Source organism: Alcaligenes sp. NLF5-7 (assembly GCF_024266725.1).
GTDB classification, from domain to species: Bacteria; Pseudomonadota; Gammaproteobacteria; order Burkholderiales; family Burkholderiaceae_B; genus Alcaligenes; species Alcaligenes phenolicus.
Window position 1 is genome coordinate 3,628,754 of sequence record NZ_CP100755.1, and the last position, 18,742, is coordinate 3,647,495.

Sequence of the window (18,742 nt, forward strand, 5' to 3'; positions counted from 1 at the left end):
GGGATCAGGATGCGCTGGCTTGCTCGGAATCGGTAGGCCAGTCGCGGATGTAGGCTTTGAGCATATTGTTCTCGAACTGCTGGGCGTGAACAATGGCGCGGGCCATATCAAAGAAGGAAATAACTCCCATCAGCACGGGACCGTCCATCACGGGCATATAGCGTGCGTGGTTGTTCAGCATCAGGCGCTGCACCTCGTCGGCGCTGGTGTTGGGGGTGACGCTGACAGGGGCGTCATCCATGATGCTGCGCACCGTAAAGCCCTGGGCCTTGTCGCCCTGAGCGTGCCAGTGGCGAATGATCTCGCGAAAGGTCAACATACCCACCAACTGACCATGCTCCATGATCACCAGCGAACCAATATCCAGCTCGCTCATGCTCTGTACCGCTTTTTCAACGGTCATTTCGGGGGTGCCTGTATAAAGCGTGTCTCCCTTGACACGCAGGATTTCACTGACTTTTAGCATACTGGGTCTCCTGACCGGGATCGGCGTTTAGTATGGCTGGTTGTCCTGTCAGAATGCCTTGCGGCGACTCAAACAGTTCTTCCAGATTGGATAGTCGCTGATCGAAAAACTGAGAAAGATAATTGAATACATATTCTAGCGGACCCTCGTGGGTATGGGAGCGGTCCAGCAGAAATGCCTTGGTAAGTTGTTTCAGGCTGACCTGACGCAGATCGCAACTCAGTACCCACTGTTCGTCATTGTCTTGCTGGGTGTCAGCAATCAGTCCCATGGACTTGAGCTTGCATAAAATGCTGTAGAGCTCGTCCGGGTCGCGTTCCAGCTTGTGGCTGAGTTCACGTACGCTAAGTCCCTGCTGGCTCTGACGGTTCAGCCACAGCTGGTAGAGCAGGTTCACGGCATCGGTAAAGGCGATGCCGGGCACATTGGTCTTGACCCAGTTGCGGCCACGCCAGTCGGGCAGAATCGCCACCATGGAGGCACCCAGCAGGACGATCAGCCAGGAAATGTAGATCCACAGCAGGAAGATCGGCAGGATGGCAAAGGCGCCGTAGATAATCGTGTAGGTGGGAAAGCGGGTCAGGTAAAAGGCGAAACCGGCCTTCATCAGCTCCAGTAAGGCAGCGGTAACCACCCCGCCAATCAGCGCATCGCGCCACCATACGCGGCGGTTGGGCACATACATGAACAGCGCCGTCAGCCCCAGGGCGGTAAACAGGAAGGGGACGTAAGACAGGGCAAAGGTCACTATGCCGGACAAGTCGCCGATATAACCCAAGGACTCCCGAGCCAGAATGGTCGTGGCCCACAGGCTGGCGCCGGTCAGAATCGGGCCCAGCGAAATAATGGCCCAGTACACCAGCAGGCGTTGTCCCAGTGGGCGTTGCACGTGGACCTGGAAAATATTGTTGAAGGTCTCGTCAATGGTCATGATGAGCATGATGGACGTGACAATCAGGAACAAGCTGCCTACCGCCGTCAGGCCTGACGCTTTGGAGGCAAACTGGTTCAGATACAACATGATGTTTTCTGACACCACTTCGGGCATCAGGTTACGGGTCAAAAACCCTTCCAGGGCACTTTCAAATTCCTGGAACAGTGGAAAGGCCGTGAACAGCGCCAGTACCACCGTCAGCATGGGGACAATGGCCAGGATCGTGGTGTAGGTCAGGCTGGAGGCCACCTTCATCAGATCTTTTTCAGCCACCCGCTTGATGGCAAAGCGCGCCACACTTAAAAAGTGATGCTTGGCGGTGGGGGCGGGCGGGGGCTCCTGCGCGGAGACAGGATCGGTGTTATCTGGGTTCAAGTCTGTTTGTTCAGCTTGCTCAGAGGGCATAGGGAAGTTCTCGTCGTTTTTCATAGCGGTTTGATGCGGCGGACGCTGCTTTTCGACAGGGTTCAGGTGATAATAACAGCATGCATGAACCTTTAAACCCCATACTTCATCGAGTGGCGGCCCTGGCTTTGGTCGCCTTGATTGCTTTGTGCCTGGCCTGGGAGCTTCATTTTGCGCCCTTGAAACCTGGTGGCTCCTGGCTGGTGCTGAAAGTGATTCCTTTGGTGCTGCCGCTGCGCAGCGTGCTCAAGGGCAATTTATATACCCTGCAATGGACGTCCATGATGATTCTGCTGTACTTCGCAGAAGGGGTCATGCGTGCCTGGTCGGACCCGGTGGCTGAAGTTATGCCCTGGGCGATTGCAGAAATTGTCTTGTCCCTGATTTATTATTTCTGCGCCATTTTTTATCTTTGGCCAGCCAAGAAAGCGGCCAAGCAGCGCAGCAAGGCCGAAAAAGCCGAGGCTGCCAAAGCCGCCAAATCGGCCTAAGGGGGTCTGTATGTCCAGCTTGTTCGATGGCCTGGCCATCAGTCATCATTTTGCGGATTTGCCCTCGGCTTTCCATACGGCGGTTCCGCCGCAACCCCTGGCCAATTCCCGCCTGCTGCACGTCAATAAGGAATTGGCGGCGCAACTGGGTCTGGATGTCTCCCGTTTGGGGGAACAGGAATTTCTGGATGTAGTCAGCGGCCAAGCCCCCTTGCCGGGTGGCCTGACGGTGTCGGCTGTCTATAGCGGTCACCAGTTTGGTGTCTGGGCAGGACAGTTGGGCGATGGCCGCGCGCATTTGCTGGGGCAAATCGACACCCCCACGGGCCCGCAGGAATTGCAGTTGAAGGGCGCCGGTAAAACCCCGTATTCCCGTATGGGCGATGGCCGTGCCGTGCTGAGATCCAGTGTGCGCGAATATCTGGCCAGTGAGGCCATGGCCGGTTTGGGCATTGCCACCAGCCGGGCCCTGGCCCTGGTCACTTCGGATACGCCTGTGTACCGGGAAACCGTGGAAACGGGCGCGATTGTGACACGTGTTGCCCCCAGTTTTGTGCGTTTTGGCTCGTTTGAACATTGGGCCAACGACGCAAGCCGTGTGCGTGAATTGTTGGACTATGTGCTGCGCGAGTTCTATCCGGAACTGCTGGTCGAAGGCGATTCGGAGCAGGAGCGCGTCTGCCGCTTCTTGCAGGAAGTGACGCATCGCAGCGCAGAAATGGTGGCCGACTGGCAGACTGTCGGCTTTTGCCACGGCGTCATGAATACCGACAATATGTCCATTCTGGGCCTGACCATTGACTACGGACCGTACGGCTTCATGGACCGATTCCGCGTGAATCACGTCTGCAATCACAGCGACAGTCAAGGTCGTTACGCCTGGAATGCACAGCCTGCGATTGTGCATTGGAACCTGTACCGCCTGGCCAGCGCCTTGATGGTGCTGGATCCAGATGTGGATGCGGTGAAAGAGCGTTTGCAGACGTTTGAAGCCAGTTTTCTGAAGCGCTATCACGCCAATTTGCAGGCCAAGCTGGGCTTGCGCACCTGGCAGGCGGATGACGCGCAACTGGTCGATGACTGGTGGCGCTTGCTGCACAACAGCGGGGCGGATTTCACCTTGTCCTTCCGTGCTCTGGCACAGGCCAGCAAGGCACCCGAGGCTTTCCTGAGCCTGTTTGAGGGTTCCGAAGATCAGGCCCGGGCCTGGTGGCAAGCCTATAGCCAGCGTCTGAAGCTGGACGGTTCCGACACGCCAGAGCAGCGCGAGTCCATGAATCGCGTCAATCCTTTATATGTGCTGCGTAACCATTTGGCTGAGCAGGCCATCCAGGCTGCTGCCAAGGATGACGCCAGCGAAATCGACACCTTGCTGATGCTGCTGCGCGACCCATACACCGAGCGGGCCGGTTTTGAGGCCTATGCCATGCCGCCGCCAGAAGGCAGTGCGGAGCTGGCCGTCAGTTGCTCTTCCTGAAAGACCGGGCGCGGCGCATGTCCGGATTCGGGAACAATGCCATAATCGTGCCTGTCTTTCATTTTTCCTCATTTCTTTGCGTTCACTTTCTCTATGTCCGGCAATACTCTAGGTAAAAGCTTCCGCGTCACGAATTACGGCGAATCTCATGGTCCAGCGATCGGCGCAGTGATCGACGGCTGCCCTCCGGGCCTGGAGCTGTCTGAACAGGATATTCAGTTTGAACTGGATCGCCGCCGTCCTGGCACCTCGCGCCACGTGACTCAGCGCCGTGAGCCGGATCAGGTGGAAATTCTGTCCGGTATTTACGAAGGTCGTACAACTGGCACGCCCATTAGCCTACTGATTCGCAACTCCGATGCGCGCAGCAAGGATTATGGCAATCTGCTGGATACCTTCCGTCCCGGCCATGCGGATTACACCTACTGGAAGAAGTTCGAGAACCGCGACCCGCGTGGTGGTGGTCGCTCTTCAGCTCGCCTGACTGCGCCTACCGTGGCGGCCGGTGCAATTGCCAAGAAATGGCTGGCCGAGCACTTCGGCGTGAAGATTCGCGGCTATATGAGCCAACTGGGCCCCATCGCCATTCCTTTCAAAAGCTGGGATGTGGTCGAGCAGAATCCCTTTTACGCGCCAGACCTGGACGTGGTGCCGCAGCTGGAAGCCTATATGGACGAGCTGCGCAAAGAAGGCGAATCGATTGGCGCACGCATTGAAGTTGTGGCCGAAGGCGTGCCCGCTGGCTGGGGTGAACCTATTTACGACCGTCTGGATGCCGATATCGCCCATGCCATGATGGGTTTGAACGCCGTTAAAGGCGTGTCGATTGGCGCTGGCTTTGATTGCATTACGCAAAAAGGCTCGGAGCACGGTGATGCGCTGTACCCTGATGGTTTCAAGACCAACCAGGCCGGTGGCGTATTGGGTGGTATTTCCTCCGGGCAGGCCGTGACGGTTTCCCTGGCGATCAAGCCTACTGCCAGCATCCGTACCATGCGTCCTTCCGTGAATCGAGCCGGTGAAGCGGTTGAAGTGCAGACACTGGGCCGTCACGATCCTTGTGTGGGTATTCGTGCCACGCCGATTGCCGAAGCCTTGCTGGCCATTGTGTTGATGGATCATTGTCTGCGTCATCGTTCGCAGTGCGGCGTCTGAAACTGAGGGTTTGCGCAGGATCCTAGCACTTCATTTTCTTGTCAGGTTTGTTTTTTGGAGCTGAGCATGAAAGGTATTGCGAAAGGAAAACGCTTTTTGGCGGCGGGGTTGATACTGGCCATGACGGGCTGTGCCACGGTGCAGACGACGGAAAGCGGGACGGTAGGTGTCGAACGCAAACAATTTATCTCCAATCTGGTGTCCGAGGCCGAGCTCAATCAGGCGGCGGCCCAGAATTATGCTCAGGTCTTGTCCCAGGCTCGGCAGCAAAAGGCGCTGGATACCGATGCGGCCCAGAGTCGTCGGGTCAAGTCCATTGCCCAACGCCTGATCGATCAAGTCGGTGTTTTCCGGGCGGACGCCCGTTCCTGGAATTGGGAAGTCCACGTCATCAATGAGGACGAAGTTAATGCCTGGTGCATGCCGGGCGGCAAGATGGCGGTTTACAGCGGCTTGATCAAACGGATTCAGCCAACGGACGCGGAACTGGCTGCTGTCATTGGGCATGAGATTGCTCACGCCTTGCGCGAGCATTCGCGTGAGCAGGTTTCCCAGAAAATGGCGACTTCTTTCGGTTTGACGGTGCTCTCCGCCCTGACTGGTGTGCAGGCTGTGAACGATTTGGGCGGTACGCTCAGCGAAGTCATGTTTGAACTGCCTAACAGCCGCACTCACGAATCCGAGGCCGATCTGATCGGGGTTGAGCTGGCTGCGCGTGCAGGCTACGACCCGCGTGCTGCGGTCAGCTTGTGGCAGAAGATGGGGGCCCTGGAGCAGGGCAGAAGTCAGCCGGAGTTCCTGTCTACTCACCCGGCTTCCTCAACCCGTATTGCGGATTTGCAGGCGATCTCGGAACGCGTCATGCCCTTGTATCAGCAGGCGGCCAAGCCGTGAAAGGCTGGCTTCAGAGGTTCATGATCTGAAATGAACAACACCCTTGATGAGGCTTTGTTGGAGATTGCCAAGCTCAGCTCTCATCATGGAGTGGGAACTGAGATCCAGACCTTGCCGCTCGCAACGGCGCGGGACAGGGACATTGTTTAGTATAGGAAAGCCTGGTTTCTCGACCCGTCGACCTATTTATCTGATTGCTTCCCATACTCACAATGCACTCATGAAATCGCGCCATCGCACTTTTCTGTATGGTTTGTTGATTTGGCTCGGCCTGTCTTTGGCCGGCGCCATCGTGTTGACGCGCGCTGAACTGGCGCGGCAGCAGGAGGCATTCACGGTGCAAAGCAATATAGCCTACCGGCTGCTGGGCCAGCGTCTGGCCCAGCATGACGCCATTTTACAAATGCTGGCCCTGTTGCAGCCGCCCGTGCAGCGCATTGAACGTCTGGGAACGCTGAAAGCCATGTTTCCCCAGATCATGGCGATCTATCGCGAAGAGAGCGACGTCGCGTGGGCCAATCCTCAATGGCAGCAGGCGCAGTTGCAGTCTCTAAAGGCCGAGCGCGCCGTGTTGACGGATGTGCAACTGGCACAAGGGCGCTATGTTCTGCTGGTAGCGGCGCATCCGGCCAGCTTTGCCGTGCTGCTGGATTTGAATGCCGCCATCGCCTGGGACGAATGGCCTTTTCGGCGTGATGGCAGTCCCGTGCGCGTGGTGCTGGAGTGGCAGGACCAACAATGGGTGATCAGTCCTGGGTTGGACCATGCCGGGCCTGTGGTATTCCAGTCAGGCAAGACAATGACTTCCACCAGCCAACCCTTTCAATTGCACACGCGTCGCGTCGTGGGCTATGCCGACCTGCCTTGGGGACAGGCGGCACTGTTCGCCCTGGCCAGTGCCTTGCTGGTGGCGCTGGTCATCTATGTGCGCAAACAGCGTGAACAGACCTTGCGCGCTCAGGAGTTGCTGCGTATCGGTCAGGTGGGCCGTTTGAATGCGCTCGGTGAAATGGCCGCGGGCCTGGCGCATGAATTGAACCAACCTTTGACCTCCGTATTGGCCAATACACAAGCCAGCCTGCGGCTCTTGCAGGATGATCCCCCCGACCTGGAGCCGGCACGTGAAGCCATGGCGCATTCGGTGGAGCAGATCAAGCGTGCGGCCAGCGTGTTGACACGCCTGCGGCACAGCTTGCGTGAAAGCGGTCTGGCTGAGCAGTGCTGCCCGGTGTCCTTGACGCGGGTGTTGGGCGAGGCTGTGCATTTGCTGATGCCGGAGTTGGAGCGGCATGGTATTACCCTGGAAAAACGCCTTCCTTCACACGATGTCGTTGTTGTTGGTGAACCCGTGGCGCTCGGACAAATCATCCACAATCTGCTCAATAATGCCGTATCCGCTTTGGGCGTAGCCCAGATCAGCAATCCGCGCATCTGGCTCGAGGTGTTGCAGCGCCAAGGGCGCGTGGAATTGACCGTGCGTGACAATGGTCCGGGAATAGTCCCGCAGCATCTGGATCGTGTGTTCGAGCCTTTTTTTACGACGCGCTCCGACGGCCTGGGGCTGGGCCTGAGCCTGAGCGAGTCGCTGGCTCAGGCCATGGGCGGCGGCTTGAAGGCGTTCAACGATCCCATGGGGGGAGCCGTGTTTGCGCTGGAACTGCAACTCGTGGATGAGGAAGCATCATGAACCCTACTGAAAATGGCTCTAGCCTGTCGCCCTTGATCCACCTGCTGGACGATGATGCCGCCGTGCGTCAAAGCTTGTCCTTGCTGATCAGCACAGTCGGGTTACGGGTGCAGACTTGGGCGGATCCGCAGCAGTTTCTGGAGTCTTTTGATCGGCAGTCTATCGGGGCATTGATTCTGGATGTGCGCATGCCCGGCATCAGTGGATTGACCTTGCTCGATACCCTGATTGAACAAGGCGTGGATCAGCCTATCATTCTGTTGACCGGGCACGGCACGGTGGATATGTGCCGGCGCGCCTTCAAGGCGGGTGCTGTCGAGTTCCTGGAAAAGCCGGTCAGTGACGATGTGTTGCTGGACACGGTTCAGCAGGCCGTGCGTCAGCACGCGCGCCGTCGTGAGCGTCTTGCGGCCGACCAGTGGGTGCGTGAACGTTACACAAGTTTGTCCGAGCGCGAGCGCGAGGTGCTGGCGCTGATTGTCGAGGGCTTGACCAACAAGGAGATAGGTCGTGCGCTGTCGCTGTCGCCCCGTACAGTTGAAACGCATCGCGCCAACCTGTTTGCCAAACTGCAGGTCGATAACCTCGCCCACCTGATTCGGCATTATGCCAGCTTGGTGAGTGCCTCTCCGTAAAACTACGTAGATGCCAGGGTAAGCGCCCGAATAGTTCCGTTCGGGCGGCGCAAGTATAGTTTTTCCATGCCGACAATGTTGTCGGAACTGATAAATGGAGATTACTGCTATGTTGCGCTCTTCCCTTTTGATGGCGTTGTTGTTTGCCGCTGGTGCCGCCCAGGCCCAGGGTGTGCTGACCGAAAAAAACATCTCCCTGGATCTGGCTAATCGTTTGGCTAGCGAAACCGTCAAGCAATGCTCGACCAAAGGTTACAACGTGTCGGCGGCTGTGGTTGACCGCGCTGGCGTACTGCGTGCGCTCCAACGTGCCGACCAGGCCGGTCCGCATACGGTCAATGCCAGCATCGACAAGGCCTATACGTCCGCTTCGGCCCGCAGCCTGACCAGCGCCATGCTAGAGGGTTCGCAGAAAAATGCCGGTGCCGCCAATCTGGGCGATATCCAGGGCTTTCTGCTGCTGGGCGGCGGCGTGCCGGTCAAGGTCGGCAATGACACGATAGGCGCCATCGGCGTGGGCGGTGCCCCTGGCGGCCACCTGGACGAAGCGTGCGCCGTAGCGGCTCTGGAAACCCTGAAGGCCGATCTGAAGTAGTCGCATTCCTGCAGATTGGGGAGCCGCCCCTGAACTGCCCCCCCCCGGAACTTGGGCATTACTCCAAGCTTCGGGGGTTTGCTTCATGGCTAGTTCAGGGATCGCTTGATGTGTTTGCGGTAAGGCCTGCGGTAAAGGCGGGATTGTTGGCAAATAAGCTGACCGTTCAGTGTTGCCGCTGAACGGTCGTATTCCGTCTGACGATTGACTTCTGGCGTAGGGTTTTTGATTCTTGCCGCTGCAGAATCATCCTTCGCGTTCACTTGCGCATGCTGATGGCCAAGCGATTGAAGGCGCTCATCAAGGCAATCGCAAAACTCAGATCCGAAATTTCTGTATCGCTGAAATGGGCTTTCAAGGGCTCGAAGTGCTCGTCGGGTGCATGAGTGTGAGCAACATCCACCACGGATTCTGTCCATTCCAGGGCCGCGCGTTCGCGTTCGTTAAAGTGCGCACTGACACGCCAGCCTGCCAGGCTGTCTATCTTGGCATTGGCCACGCCCGAGCTGCGCAAGGAGGCTGCGTGCATCTCCAGGCAGAAGGAGCAGCCGTTGATTTGCGAAATGCGCAAATTAACCAGCTCAATCAACTCTTTGCCCAGAGTGCTTTTGTCCAAAGCAAGCTTCGTTTGCAGCAGGCCTTGATAGGCTTTGGGAGACAGGGTGTCGTAGGGAAGGCGAAGTGTACTCATGGCGTATCCAATCGAAAGTAAGACAGAGGGCAGGGCAGACTTTGGTTCTGTGGCTGTGTTTGATGCACTGTTTGTAGCAGTCTAGTCATCAAGCCGGGCTATCTGCTTTACTTGTTGATTATCCCTGAGTAATGTCCCAGTCATCAGTGACAAGAAATCAGTAATTGACTAGGACATGGGTATGGATCTACGCCACTGGAAACCCAGCCGGGAACCAGGCATTCCTGTTTATCAGCAGTTGTACGAGCGCTTTCGGGATGCGATTGCTGCAGGCCAATTGCGCCCCGGCGACCGGGTGCCATCCATACGCAGTCTGGCCAGTGAGCTGAATGTGGCCAAGGGTACGGTGGAGCAGGCCTATCAAATCTTGCTGGGTGAAGGCTACTTTCTGGCACGAGGGCCGGCAGGAACGGTGGTGTCACCGCAGTTGGCCAGTTTGGCTGCGAAAAGATATGCCAGTGTCCCTGCCTCATCCCTGCGTGCCTCGCCATATGTGCCAGCAGAAGACTCACCCCCTTTGCCATTTCAGCTGGGCCTGCCGGCTTTGGATGCCTTTCCGCGCAAGACCTGGGCACGACTGGCCAACCAGAATCAGCGCTCTTTGGGGGGCGTGGCAATGCGTTACCCCGATCCGGTGGGCTATGCGCCGTTGCGGCGGGCTATTGCGGCTTATTTGGGCGTATCGCGCGGCATAGCTTGTCTGCCGGAGCAGATCTTTGTGACGGCCGGGTATTGGGGGGCGCTGGAGCTCGTGTGTCGTAGCGTTCTGAATCCGGGTGACGCGGGCTGGTACGAAAATCCTGGCTATATTTTTGCCCGCCAGTTCTTGAAGCAGGCCAGCATGCACGTGCATGCGGTGCCGCTGGATGAAGACGGCCTGAACCTTATAGCCGGGCAGCAGCATTGCCCACAGGCACGCTTTGCCATCGTGACCCCCACTCATCAGAGCCCTATGGGCATGGCCATGTCCCTACCCAGGCGTTTGCAATTGCTGGAGTGGGCCAGACAGCAGCAGGCCTGGATTGTGGAGGACGATTACGACAGCGAGTTTCGCTATCATGGGCGTCCTTTGCCTGCCCTGAAAAGTCTGGATAGGGACGACAGGGTGATCTATACCGGCACCTTCAGCAAGGTTCTGAATCCCGGTTTGCGGCTGGCGTACTTGGTCGCACCCTTGTCCCAGGTGGAGCGTTTCCAGCAGGCGGCTCACTATTCAGGCGGGCCGGGTTCCATCCTGACGCAGGCTACCGTGGCGGACTTCATGGAGCAGGGCTACTTTGCGCGGCACTTGCGCAAGATGCGGGCTTTGTATGCACAACGTCGGGCTTATTTGGTACAGACGCTGCAACAGATATTGGGGGAGCGCTTGCAGGTGCAAAGCCAGGCAGGCGGGATTCATGTGCTTGCCAATTTGAGGAGGGCAGAAGATGACCGGCCTTTGGCCAAGGCTGCCCAGGAACAGGGCCTGGCCGTTCAGGCTTTGAGCGACTGGCAAATATCGCCTGCGGTGCATAAGGGGCTGTTGATGGGCTTTGCCAATATCAGCGATCAGGGCATGGCCGATGAATGGGTAGAGCGTTTGAGCTTGGCCATTGCTGAACCTTCTTGAACAAGAGTCCGGCCTGAAGCAATCGCCAAGGCTGACGATGTTGGTCTTTCAGAGCTTTCTTTGACAAGGCTCCGGGAGTCCTTGTCGAGGGGCATGTTTCTATTTAGGGTGGTAGTCCCAATACTAGTATGGAAACTGGTCTTGTCCCAGTTACTACGCCTGTCATAATAAGAAAAAATTTATGTGCAGCCCGCTCTGTGCGGACTGTAATTTCAACTGAATCGCGAGAGCGCAATGGCAAAAACCTTATACGATAAGTTGTTCGACGAACACGTCGTGCATCAGGACACGGATGGCACCTGTTTGATCTACATTGATCGCCACTTGCTGCATGAAGTGACCAGCCCCCAGGCCTTTGAAGGCTTGACTCTGGCCGGCCGCAAGCCTTGGCGCATCAGTGCCAACCTGGCTGTGGCGGACCACAACGTCCCCACCACCTCCCGTCAGAACGGTATTGAAGACCCGATCTCGCGCCTGCAGGTCGATACCCTGGACGCCAACTGCGAAGAATTCGGCATTACCGAATTCCGCATGAACGACGTGCGTCAGGGCATTGTGCACATTGTCGGCCCCGAGCAGGGCGCGACCTTGCCCGGCATGACCGTGGTTTGTGGTGACTCTCACACCAGCACGCACGGTGCCGTGGGCGCTTTGGCCTTTGGTATTGGTACCTCGGAGGTCGAGCACACGCTGGCCACTCAGACCTTGCTGATGAAGAAAAGCAAAAGCATGCTGATCCAGGTGGACGGCAAGCTGCCTTTTGGCTGTACTGCCAAGGACCTGATCCTGTACGTGATCGGTCAGATCGGTACTGCTGGTGGTACCGGTTACGCCATTGAGTTCGGCGGCTCGGCAATTCGCGCCTTGTCTATGGAAGGCCGCATGACCGTGTGCAATATGGCGATTGAAGCCGGTGCACGTTCAGGCATGGTGGCTGTGGACGAGCAAACCATTCAGTATCTGCGTGGCCGTCCTTACTCGCCCAAAGGCGTGTTGTGGGATCAGGCTGTGGCTTACTGGAACACCTTGCACACTGACGAAGGTGCCGAGTTTGATCGCGTGATTCGCATCGATGCCAGTCAGATCACCCCTCAGTTGACTTGGGGCACCTCGCCTGAAATGGTCTTGCCTATCGACAGCCGCGTACCCGATCCAGAGAAAGAAAAAGACGAAGTCACCCGCAATGGCATGGAGCGTGCATTGGAGTACATGGGCCTGACGCCCAATATGCCGTTGACCGACATCCGTATCGACCGCGTGTTCATTGGCTCCTGTACCAATGCCCGTATCGAGGACTTGCGTGCGGCTGCCAGCGTGGCCAAGGGTCGTAAAGTCGCTTCCAACGTCAAGCAGGCCATGATTGTTCCCGGCTCCGGTCTGGTGAAACGTCAGGCCGAGCAAGAAGGTCTGGACAAGATTTTCCTGAACGCCGGTTTTGAATGGCGTGAGCCTGGTTGCTCCATGTGTCTGGCCATGAACGCTGACCGTCTGGAGCCGGGCGAGCGTTGCGCTTCGACCTCCAACCGTAACTTTGAAGGACGTCAGGGGCAGGGTGGTCGTACCCACCTGGTCAGCCCAGCCATGGCAGCGGCTGCCGCCATTGCCGGCCATTTTGTCGACGTGCGTTCGTTCAACTGAGGAAATCCACACCATGCAAGCATTTACTACTCATGAAGGTCTGGTCGCTCCCTTGGATCGGGAGAACGTGGATACGGACTTGATCATCCCCAAGCAGTTCCTCAAATCCATCAAGCGCACCGGCTTTGGCCCCAACTTGTTTGATGAGTTGCGTTATCTGGATCACGGCGAGCCCGGCATGGACAATTCCCGCCGCCCGCTGAACCCGGACTTTGTGCTGAATCAGGACCGCTACCAGGGCGCTTCCGTACTGCTGGCGCGCAAGAACTTTGGTTGTGGCTCCAGCCGTGAGCACGCTCCCTGGGCCTTGATGCAATATGGTTTTCGCGCCATTATCGCGCCGTCTTTTGCCGATATTTTCTTCAACAACAGCTTCAAGAACGGCTTGCTGCCCATCGTCCTGAACGAGCTGGATATTGCCCGCCTGTTCGATGAAGTCAAAGCCTTCCCCGGCTACAAGCTGCGTATTGATCTGGCCGAGCAGCGCGTGATCACGCCTGAAGGCCGTGAACTGCCGTTCACCATTGATGCTTCGCGCAAGCACAGCCTCTTGAATGGTCTGGATGAAATTGGCCTGACCTTGCAGAAAGCGGACATGATCCGTCAGTACGAAGCCGAGCGTCTGGCCCGTCACCCCTGGCTGGTTGGCCAGCCTTGAGCCTGGGCGCAGGTTTTGTAGAAGCTTCGCTGTTGCTGCCTTTCTGTGGCAGCCAAGATGCTCCGGCCATCAGGCCGGAGTTCTTCACACTTATTCCCTAATTTTTACGTCCTACTCATCATGACTCATAAAATTGCAGTATTGCCCGGTGATGGCATCGGTCCCGAGATTACCGAACAGGCGCAGCGCGTACTGGGTGCTCTGGGCATGGATCTGGAAATGACCGTGGCTCCCGTGGGCGGCGCCGCTTACGATTTGCACGGCCACCCCCTGCCACCTGAAACGCTGAGCCTGGCTCAAAACTCCGACGCTGTGCTGTTCGGCGCCGTGGGTGACTGGAAATACGACTCGCTGGAGCGTCACCTGCGTCCCGAACAAGCCATTTTGGGTTTGCGTCGTGCCATGGGCCTGTTCGCCAACCTGCGTCCCGCCATCCTGTACCCGCAACTGGCTAACGCCTCTACCTTGAAACCAGAAGTTGTGTCCGGTCTGGATATCCTGATCGTGCGCGAACTGACAGGTGATATTTACTTCGGTCAGCCTCGTGGCGTGCGTACGGTGGAAGAGGGCAACTTCGCGGGCGAGCGTCAGGGCTTTGACACCATGCACTATGCTGAAAGCGAAGTGCGCCGTATCGCTCACGTGGGTTTCCAGGCCGCACAAAAACGTCAGAAGCGCTTGTGCAGCGTGGATAAATCCAATGTGCTGGAAACATCCCAGTTCTGGCGTGACATCATGATTGATGTGGCCCGTGAGTATCCGGACGTGGAATTGAGCCACATGTACGTGGACAATGCCGCCATGCAGTTGGTGCGCGCACCAAAAGAATTTGACGTGATTGTCACAGGCAACCTGTTTGGCGATATCCTATCGGATGAAGCAGCCATGTTGACAGGCTCCATTGGCATGTTGCCTTCGGCATCTCTGAACGCATCCCAGCAAGGTTTGTACGAACCCAGCCACGGCTCGGCACCCGATATCGCCGGTCAGGACAAGGCCAATCCTTTGGCCACCATTTTGTCCGCTGCCATGTTGCTGCGCTACTCGCTCAATGCAGAAGACCAGGCCAAGCGTATCGAAGCGGCGGTTGCCAGCGTGCTCGAACAAGGTTTGCGTACCGGCGACATCTACGAAGACGGTTGCCAATTGCTGAGCACCAGTGCTATGGGGGATGCAGTGCTCAAGGCTTTGCGATAGTATCTTTTATCGTTTTATTTTTTTATATATCCAGGTGGTATTACCATGACTCAAGCGGTAGGTTTGGTCGGCTGGCGTGGGATGGTGGGCTCCGTGCTCATGCAGCGCATGCGCGACGAAGGCGATTTTTCCCTTTTTCAGCCGGTGTTTTTCTCGACTAGCAATGCTGGCGGCGCAGCTCCTTCGTGGGCTGACGGTGCTGGCCCATTGCAGGACGCCCACGATATTGACGCCTTGAAAAAGTTGCCAATTATTGTGACCGCCCAGGGTGGAGATTACACAAGCCAGATCTACCCCAAGCTGCGTGCCGCTGGCTGGAATGGTTTGTGGATTGACGCGGCCAGCACGCTGCGCATGGACGAAAACTCCGTGATCGTGCTGGACCCGATCAACCGTCCTGTTATCGATGCTGCACTGGCCAAAGGTGGCAAGCAGTTCATCGGTGGCAACTGTACGGTTAGCTGCATGCTGATGGGTCTGGGCGGTCTGTTCAACCAGAATCTGGTTGAGTGGATGACCAGCATGACTTACCAGGCTGCTTCCGGTGGTGGCGCACAGCATATGCGCGAACTGCTGACTCAGTTCGGTCTGATCAACCAGTCCGTCTCCAGCCTGCTGGACGATCCCGCATCGGCCATTCTGGATATTGACCGCGGTGTCTTGCAGACACAACGCGACCCCAATCTGCCTCAGAAAAACTTTGGCGTACCCCTGGGCGGTAGCTTGATCCCCTGGATCGACTCCGATCTGGGCAATGGCATGACGCGTGAAGAGTGGAAAGGCGGTGTGGAAACCAACAAAATCCTGGGCCGTGGTGCACAGGACAAGCACATTCCTATCGACGGTCTGTGCGTGCGTATCGGTGCCATGCGCTGCCACAGCCAGGCACTGACCATCAAGCTGACCCGCGATGTTCCGCTGGACGAGATCACCGACATCCTGGCTGAAGGTTCCAAGTGGGCCAAGGTTGTGCCTAACGAGCGTCAAGCCACGGTCCAAGCGCTGACTCCAGTTGCCGTCACCGGCACGCTGGATATCCCTGTGGGCCGTCTGCGCAAGCTGAACATGGGCCCCGAGTACCTGAGCGCCTTCACGGTTGGCGACCAGTTGCTGTGGGGTGCGGCTGAACCGCTGCGCCGCATGTTGCGCATCGCTTTGGGCGAGCTCTAATCATGGCTGGCCGCCTGCATCCTGTACGTACGCTGGGTTCGGCCCTGCTATTGGCCGGGATGCTGGCGGCTGCGCCGGTTTCCGCCCTGGAAATCGGTCATAGTCGTTTTGTGTCGGCTCCTAATCAGGTTTTCAAGCTGGATGTGGGCATTCGACAGATCAGCCCTGAAGAAAGCCTGTCCTTGAAGGTGACACCTGCCCCCTTGTCCGCCTGGCAACAGGCGGGCTTGACCCCTCCGGTTGACTTGGACTCCTTGAAGGCCGTGATCGAGCGGGATGGGCAGGGGCAAGTACGACGCATTCGGTTGTCCTCCGAGCAGATGTTCTCGGGCTCGGTGGCCGATGTGCTCTTGCAGATTCAAAGTGATAGCGGGCAGTTCCTGCATCAGGTCAGCGTACTGGCTCCGGCCCCGGTGGCCGTGAAGGCAGTGGCTCAGCCACAGGCAGCGTATCGGGCACCGGTATCCGTGCAGGCTTCTGCTTCGAGCTCTGCATCCAGTGTGCAGACCCAAAGTGCGGTACGCGTGAAATCGGGTGATACCTTGCATGCCCTGGCGCGCCGCCATGCGGTGGATGGTGTCAGCTCTTATCAGTGGATGATGGCGGTTCAAAAGCAGAACCCGAATGCCTTCATCGACCAGAATATGCATCGCCTGAAGGCGGGCCAAACGCTACAGATTCCTGATGCGGCGGCCATGTTGTCCATTGACGATGCCCAAGCTCGCCGCTTCTATGTTGACCAGGCTCAGGCCTTGCGCTCCGCTGCGCAAGCAGGGCAGGATCAGGCGGATGCGTCTCAAGGTGTAGCACAAACAGGCTCCGGCGAGCCAGGTGCTCAGGTGCAAGGCCAGGATCGTTTGCTATTGTCGGCAGGGGCAGATGCCCGTGACGCCAAACAGCAAATGCAGCACGAGCTGCGCGAGACCGGCGATCGTGTCTCGCAGCTGGAAGAGAATGTCTCCACCCTGGGCCGTGCCTTGCAGTCTCAAGGCGAGGCCGCTAAAGATCTGATCCTGGATTCAGCGCAGGAGCTGGGTCTGGGTGACTCCGGCAGCGATGCTGCTACTGGTAGTACTTCTTCTGGCGCCTCAGGCGCCGCTTCTTCTGCCGCCGTGGCAGGAGCGATTTCCGTGCCGTCCGAGCCCGAACAGGGCAAGATGGCCGGTGCAGTTAACAAGGCAAAAAAGACCGTGTCCTGGATTCAAGAACATATGTTGGCCGTGATGGCCGTAGTACTGGCCCTCATCGTTATTTTGGTGACCTGGGTGTTGCGACGCGCGAATAGCGAGAACCGCAACGGTGACGATTCGCCCGCCCCTGTCAGCGAAGCGATGGTTCGGGAAAAGCTGGAAAAAATCAATCTGGATCTGGACCAGCCGCCTTCGGACGAGCCTCCTGTACGTCAGTAAGGCAAAGCCACCATGAGACGTATCGCACTGGGTGTCTGCTATGAAGGGACATCCTGGCTGGGTTGGCAAAGTCAGGCCGGTGGCAACACCGTTCAAGATGTTCTGGAGCAGGCACTGGGCCGTTTTACGGCCCAGCCTGTTTCTACGATCTGCGCCGGTCGCACCGACACTGGCGTTCACGCCCTCAATCAAGTCGTTCATCTGGACACGGCTGCCGAGCGCAGCCTGGAGTCGTGGGTACGCGGTTTGAATGCCTTGCTGCCGGACTCTGTATCCGTGCAATGGGCACGCGAAGTGCCGGATGATTTTCATGCCCGCTTCTCGGCCCAAGGCCGTCATTACGTTTATCTGCTGCGCCAGCACCGGGTGCGTTCCCCCTTGTTGCATGGTCGAGTGGCCTGGGTGTTTCGTCCTTTGGACCTGGCTCTGATGCAAGAGGCCGCCCAGCACCTGGTGGGCGAACATGATTTCAGCGCGTTTCGTTCCTCGCAATGCCAGGCGGCCAGTCCGGTGCGCACCATGTCGCAGATTCGGATTGAACAGCAGGGCGACTTTTTCCTGTTCCGTTTCAGCGCCAATGCCTTTTTACATCACATGATCCGCAATCTGATGGGCATGCTGATTTATATCGGCCAAGGCCGTCAGCCGCCTGATTGGGTGCTGCATTTATTGGCACAGCGCGATCGCCGCTTGTCAGCCCCGACTTTCGATGCCAGTGGCCTGTATCTGGCCGGGGTGGATTACCCCAAGCAGTTCGATATTCCCGCCAGCAATCCCTACGATTTGCTCTATGAGTTAAGTGGATTGCGTTTTGGTGAAACGGCCTGAAAAAATCATGATTTAGTCCGTTTCTAAAGGGTTTATCCCCGGTATTCGAACCGGCTTCACATGCTTCAATCGTATAAAATGTGAAGCCATTTTCTTCTCTTACATTCTTATCTGTATAAGGCCGACCACCTTCGAGCATTAGCCACAAGCGAATCCTGAAGGCGACCATATCCTGAGCAAGGCCATGAAATTCTTCTTACGATTGTCTAGTTTGATCGACCGTCTGAATACGGTCGTTGGTAAGTCCGTGACTTGGCTGACCCTGATCGTGGTGTTGGTCAGTGCGATTAACGCTGTAGTACGCAAGGTCTACGGCGTCAGTTCCAATCAGTGGCTGGAATTGCAGTGGTATTTGTTCGGTGCAATTTTCTTGCTGGCCGCTGGTTATACCTTCTTTGTGAACGAGCATGTTCGGGTGGATGCCCTGGCGGAACGTTTTCCGCCGCGCGTTCAGATCTGGATCGATATTATCGGCGTGATCTTTTTTCTCCTGCCCGCGACCTTGCTGATTTTCTGGCTCTCGATTCCATTTTTTGAGCAGTCCTACGTGCTTAACGAGCAGTCTTCCAATACGGGGGGGCTGGTACGTTGGCCGGTCAAGTTGCTGATTCCCGTCGGCTTTGCTCTGTTAGCGTTGGCAGGGGTATCCCACCTGATCAAATGCATAGGCTTTTTGCTTGGTGCCTGTCCTAATCCTTTATTAAGGAATGGCGGACTGAGTGCAGAAGAAGAACTTGCCCAGGAGATTCGCGAGATGGCCCAGGCAAATGAAGCGACAACCTCTGTTTCCAAGGGCCAGTAAT

At 57.2% G+C, this 18,742-nt stretch carries 18 protein-coding genes; 15 read left to right on the top strand and 3 right to left on the bottom strand.

Features of this window, described 5'->3' with window-relative positions; translation table 11 throughout:
• Positions 1-4 precede the first annotated feature (4 nt).
• Together MID00_RS16670 and MID00_RS16675 are read right to left on the bottom strand one after the other, a co-directional pair.
• Positions 5-466: a CBS domain-containing protein gene (locus tag MID00_RS16670; RefSeq protein WP_009462173.1), complete on the bottom strand. Its 462-nt coding sequence runs from the start codon at positions 464-466 to the stop codon at positions 5-7.
• Positions 450-1,829, bottom strand: coding sequence for a YihY family inner membrane protein (locus tag MID00_RS16675; protein WP_009462171.1), 1,380 nt, complete (start codon positions 1,827-1,829; stop codon positions 450-452). The genes MID00_RS16670 and MID00_RS16675 overlap by 17 nt, the downstream gene beginning before the upstream one ends.
• 56 nt (positions 1,830-1,885) lie before the next feature.
• Between MID00_RS16675 and MID00_RS16680 the strand changes: the two genes are divergently transcribed.
• The 7 genes from MID00_RS16680 to MID00_RS16710 all read left to right on the top strand — a co-directional run bounded on the left by MID00_RS16680 (position 1,886) and on the right by MID00_RS16710 (position 8,739).
• Positions 1,886-2,296, top strand: a complete 411-nt coding sequence (locus MID00_RS16680; RefSeq protein ID WP_009462169.1) for a DUF2069 domain-containing protein — start codon at positions 1,886-1,888, stop codon at positions 2,294-2,296.
• A 10-nt stretch (positions 2,297-2,306) separates the two neighbouring features.
• Positions 2,307-3,773: a YdiU family protein gene (locus MID00_RS16685; RefSeq protein ID WP_254499147.1), complete on the top strand. Its 1,467-nt coding sequence runs from the start codon at positions 2,307-2,309 to the stop codon at positions 3,771-3,773.
• 93 nt (positions 3,774-3,866) lie between these two features.
• Positions 3,867-4,928: a chorismate synthase gene (gene aroC, locus MID00_RS16690; protein ID WP_045929988.1), complete on the top strand. Its 1,062-nt coding sequence runs from the start codon at positions 3,867-3,869 to the stop codon at positions 4,926-4,928.
• A 66-nt stretch (positions 4,929-4,994) separates the two neighbouring features.
• The gene (locus tag MID00_RS16695) at positions 4,995-5,822 is read left to right on the top strand and encodes a M48 family metallopeptidase (protein ID WP_254499148.1); all 828 of its coding nucleotides are present in this window, start codon (positions 4,995-4,997) and stop codon (positions 5,820-5,822) included.
• A gap of 220 nt (positions 5,823-6,042) precedes the next feature.
• Complete coding sequence (locus MID00_RS16700) at positions 6,043-7,509, top strand: sensor histidine kinase (RefSeq protein WP_254499149.1); 1,467 nt, start codon at positions 6,043-6,045, stop codon at positions 7,507-7,509.
• On the top strand, positions 7,506-8,144 hold the full coding sequence (locus MID00_RS16705; protein WP_254499150.1) for a response regulator transcription factor: 639 nt from the start codon (positions 7,506-7,508) through the stop codon (positions 8,142-8,144). The genes MID00_RS16700 and MID00_RS16705 overlap by 4 nt, the downstream gene beginning before the upstream one ends.
• A gap of 94 nt (positions 8,145-8,238) precedes the next feature.
• Positions 8,239-8,739, top strand: a complete 501-nt coding sequence (locus tag MID00_RS16710; RefSeq protein WP_196784024.1) for a heme-binding protein — start codon at positions 8,239-8,241, stop codon at positions 8,737-8,739.
• A gap of 259 nt (positions 8,740-8,998) precedes the next feature.
• On the opposite strand, the gene MID00_RS16715 is transcribed toward MID00_RS16710, so the two are convergent.
• A complete protein-coding gene (locus MID00_RS16715; protein ID WP_088450159.1) occupies positions 8,999-9,430 on the bottom strand; it encodes a carboxymuconolactone decarboxylase family protein in 432 nt (143 codons plus the stop codon).
• A 181-nt stretch (positions 9,431-9,611) separates the two neighbouring features.
• Here MID00_RS16715 and MID00_RS16720 point away from each other — a divergent pair, with 181 nt between their 5' ends.
• The 8 genes from MID00_RS16720 (at position 9,612) to MID00_RS16755 (ending at position 18,741) form a co-directional block, all read left to right on the top strand.
• The gene (locus tag MID00_RS16720; protein WP_254499151.1) at positions 9,612-11,039 is read left to right on the top strand and encodes a PLP-dependent aminotransferase family protein; all 1,428 of its coding nucleotides are present in this window, start codon (positions 9,612-9,614) and stop codon (positions 11,037-11,039) included.
• Between the two features lie 234 nt (positions 11,040-11,273).
• Positions 11,274-12,677 carry a 3-isopropylmalate dehydratase large subunit gene (gene leuC / locus MID00_RS16725; RefSeq protein ID WP_009462151.1) on the top strand — a complete coding sequence of 468 codons (1,404 nt, stop codon included), beginning with the start codon at positions 11,274-11,276 and terminating at the stop codon, positions 12,675-12,677.
• 13 nt (positions 12,678-12,690) lie between these two features.
• Positions 12,691-13,335 (top strand): 3-isopropylmalate dehydratase small subunit, encoded by a 645-nt coding sequence (leuD, locus tag MID00_RS16730; protein ID WP_009462149.1) that lies wholly within the window; start codon positions 12,691-12,693, stop codon positions 13,333-13,335.
• Between the two features lie 120 nt (positions 13,336-13,455).
• Positions 13,456-14,532, top strand: coding sequence for a 3-isopropylmalate dehydrogenase (gene leuB / locus MID00_RS16735; protein ID WP_009462147.1), 1,077 nt, complete (start codon positions 13,456-13,458; stop codon positions 14,530-14,532).
• A 45-nt stretch (positions 14,533-14,577) separates the two neighbouring features.
• A complete protein-coding gene (asd, locus tag MID00_RS16740) occupies positions 14,578-15,702 on the top strand; it encodes an aspartate-semialdehyde dehydrogenase (RefSeq protein WP_009462145.1) in 1,125 nt (374 codons plus the stop codon).
• A 2-nt stretch (positions 15,703-15,704) separates the two neighbouring features.
• Complete coding sequence (locus tag MID00_RS16745; protein ID WP_254499152.1) at positions 15,705-17,111, top strand: FimV family protein; 1,407 nt, start codon at positions 15,705-15,707, stop codon at positions 17,109-17,111.
• A gap of 12 nt (positions 17,112-17,123) precedes the next feature.
• Positions 17,124-17,939, top strand: coding sequence for a tRNA pseudouridine(38-40) synthase TruA (gene truA, locus MID00_RS16750; protein WP_137430292.1), 816 nt, complete (start codon positions 17,124-17,126; stop codon positions 17,937-17,939).
• Between the two features lie 184 nt (positions 17,940-18,123).
• Entirely contained in the window at positions 18,124-18,741 is a 618-nt protein-coding gene (locus MID00_RS16755) for a TRAP transporter small permease subunit (protein ID WP_009462141.1), read from the top strand.
• Position 18,742: the final 1 nt, after the last annotated feature.

What these genes read in the sequence shown, in the direction of transcription:
- MID00_RS16715 (WP_088450159.1), bottom strand. Translation starts at nt 9,430, where the DNA reads ATGAGTACACTTCGCCTTCCCTACGACACCCTGTCTCCCAAAGCCTAT.
- asd (WP_009462145.1), top strand. Translation starts at nt 14,578, where the DNA reads ATGACTCAAGCGGTAGGTTTGGTCGGCTGGCGTGGGATGGTGGGCTCC.
- truA (WP_137430292.1), top strand. Translation starts at nt 17,124, where the DNA reads ATGAGACGTATCGCACTGGGTGTCTGCTATGAAGGGACATCCTGGCTG.
- MID00_RS16705 (WP_254499150.1), top strand. Translation starts at nt 7,506, where the DNA reads ATGAACCCTACTGAAAATGGCTCTAGCCTGTCGCCCTTGATCCACCTG.
- MID00_RS16745 (WP_254499152.1), top strand. Translation starts at nt 15,705, where the DNA reads ATGGCTGGCCGCCTGCATCCTGTACGTACGCTGGGTTCGGCCCTGCTA.
- MID00_RS16685 (WP_254499147.1), top strand. Translation starts at nt 2,307, where the DNA reads ATGTCCAGCTTGTTCGATGGCCTGGCCATCAGTCATCATTTTGCGGAT.
- MID00_RS16700 (WP_254499149.1), top strand. Translation starts at nt 6,043, where the DNA reads ATGAAATCGCGCCATCGCACTTTTCTGTATGGTTTGTTGATTTGGCTC.
- MID00_RS16680 (WP_009462169.1), top strand. Translation starts at nt 1,886, where the DNA reads ATGCATGAACCTTTAAACCCCATACTTCATCGAGTGGCGGCCCTGGCT.
- MID00_RS16755 (WP_009462141.1), top strand. Translation starts at nt 18,124, where the DNA reads ATGAAATTCTTCTTACGATTGTCTAGTTTGATCGACCGTCTGAATACG.
- MID00_RS16720 (WP_254499151.1), top strand. Translation starts at nt 9,612, where the DNA reads ATGGATCTACGCCACTGGAAACCCAGCCGGGAACCAGGCATTCCTGTT.
- MID00_RS16670 (WP_009462173.1), bottom strand. Translation starts at nt 466, where the DNA reads ATGCTAAAAGTCAGTGAAATCCTGCGTGTCAAGGGAGACACGCTTTAT.
- leuB (WP_009462147.1), top strand. Translation starts at nt 13,456, where the DNA reads ATGACTCATAAAATTGCAGTATTGCCCGGTGATGGCATCGGTCCCGAG.
- MID00_RS16710 (WP_196784024.1), top strand. Translation starts at nt 8,239, where the DNA reads ATGGAGATTACTGCTATGTTGCGCTCTTCCCTTTTGATGGCGTTGTTG.
- leuD (WP_009462149.1), top strand. Translation starts at nt 12,691, where the DNA reads ATGCAAGCATTTACTACTCATGAAGGTCTGGTCGCTCCCTTGGATCGG.
- aroC (WP_045929988.1), top strand. Translation starts at nt 3,867, where the DNA reads ATGTCCGGCAATACTCTAGGTAAAAGCTTCCGCGTCACGAATTACGGC.
- MID00_RS16695 (WP_254499148.1), top strand. Translation starts at nt 4,995, where the DNA reads ATGAAAGGTATTGCGAAAGGAAAACGCTTTTTGGCGGCGGGGTTGATA.
- MID00_RS16675 (WP_009462171.1), bottom strand. Translation starts at nt 1,829, where the DNA reads ATGAAAAACGACGAGAACTTCCCTATGCCCTCTGAGCAAGCTGAACAA.
- leuC (WP_009462151.1), top strand. Translation starts at nt 11,274, where the DNA reads ATGGCAAAAACCTTATACGATAAGTTGTTCGACGAACACGTCGTGCAT.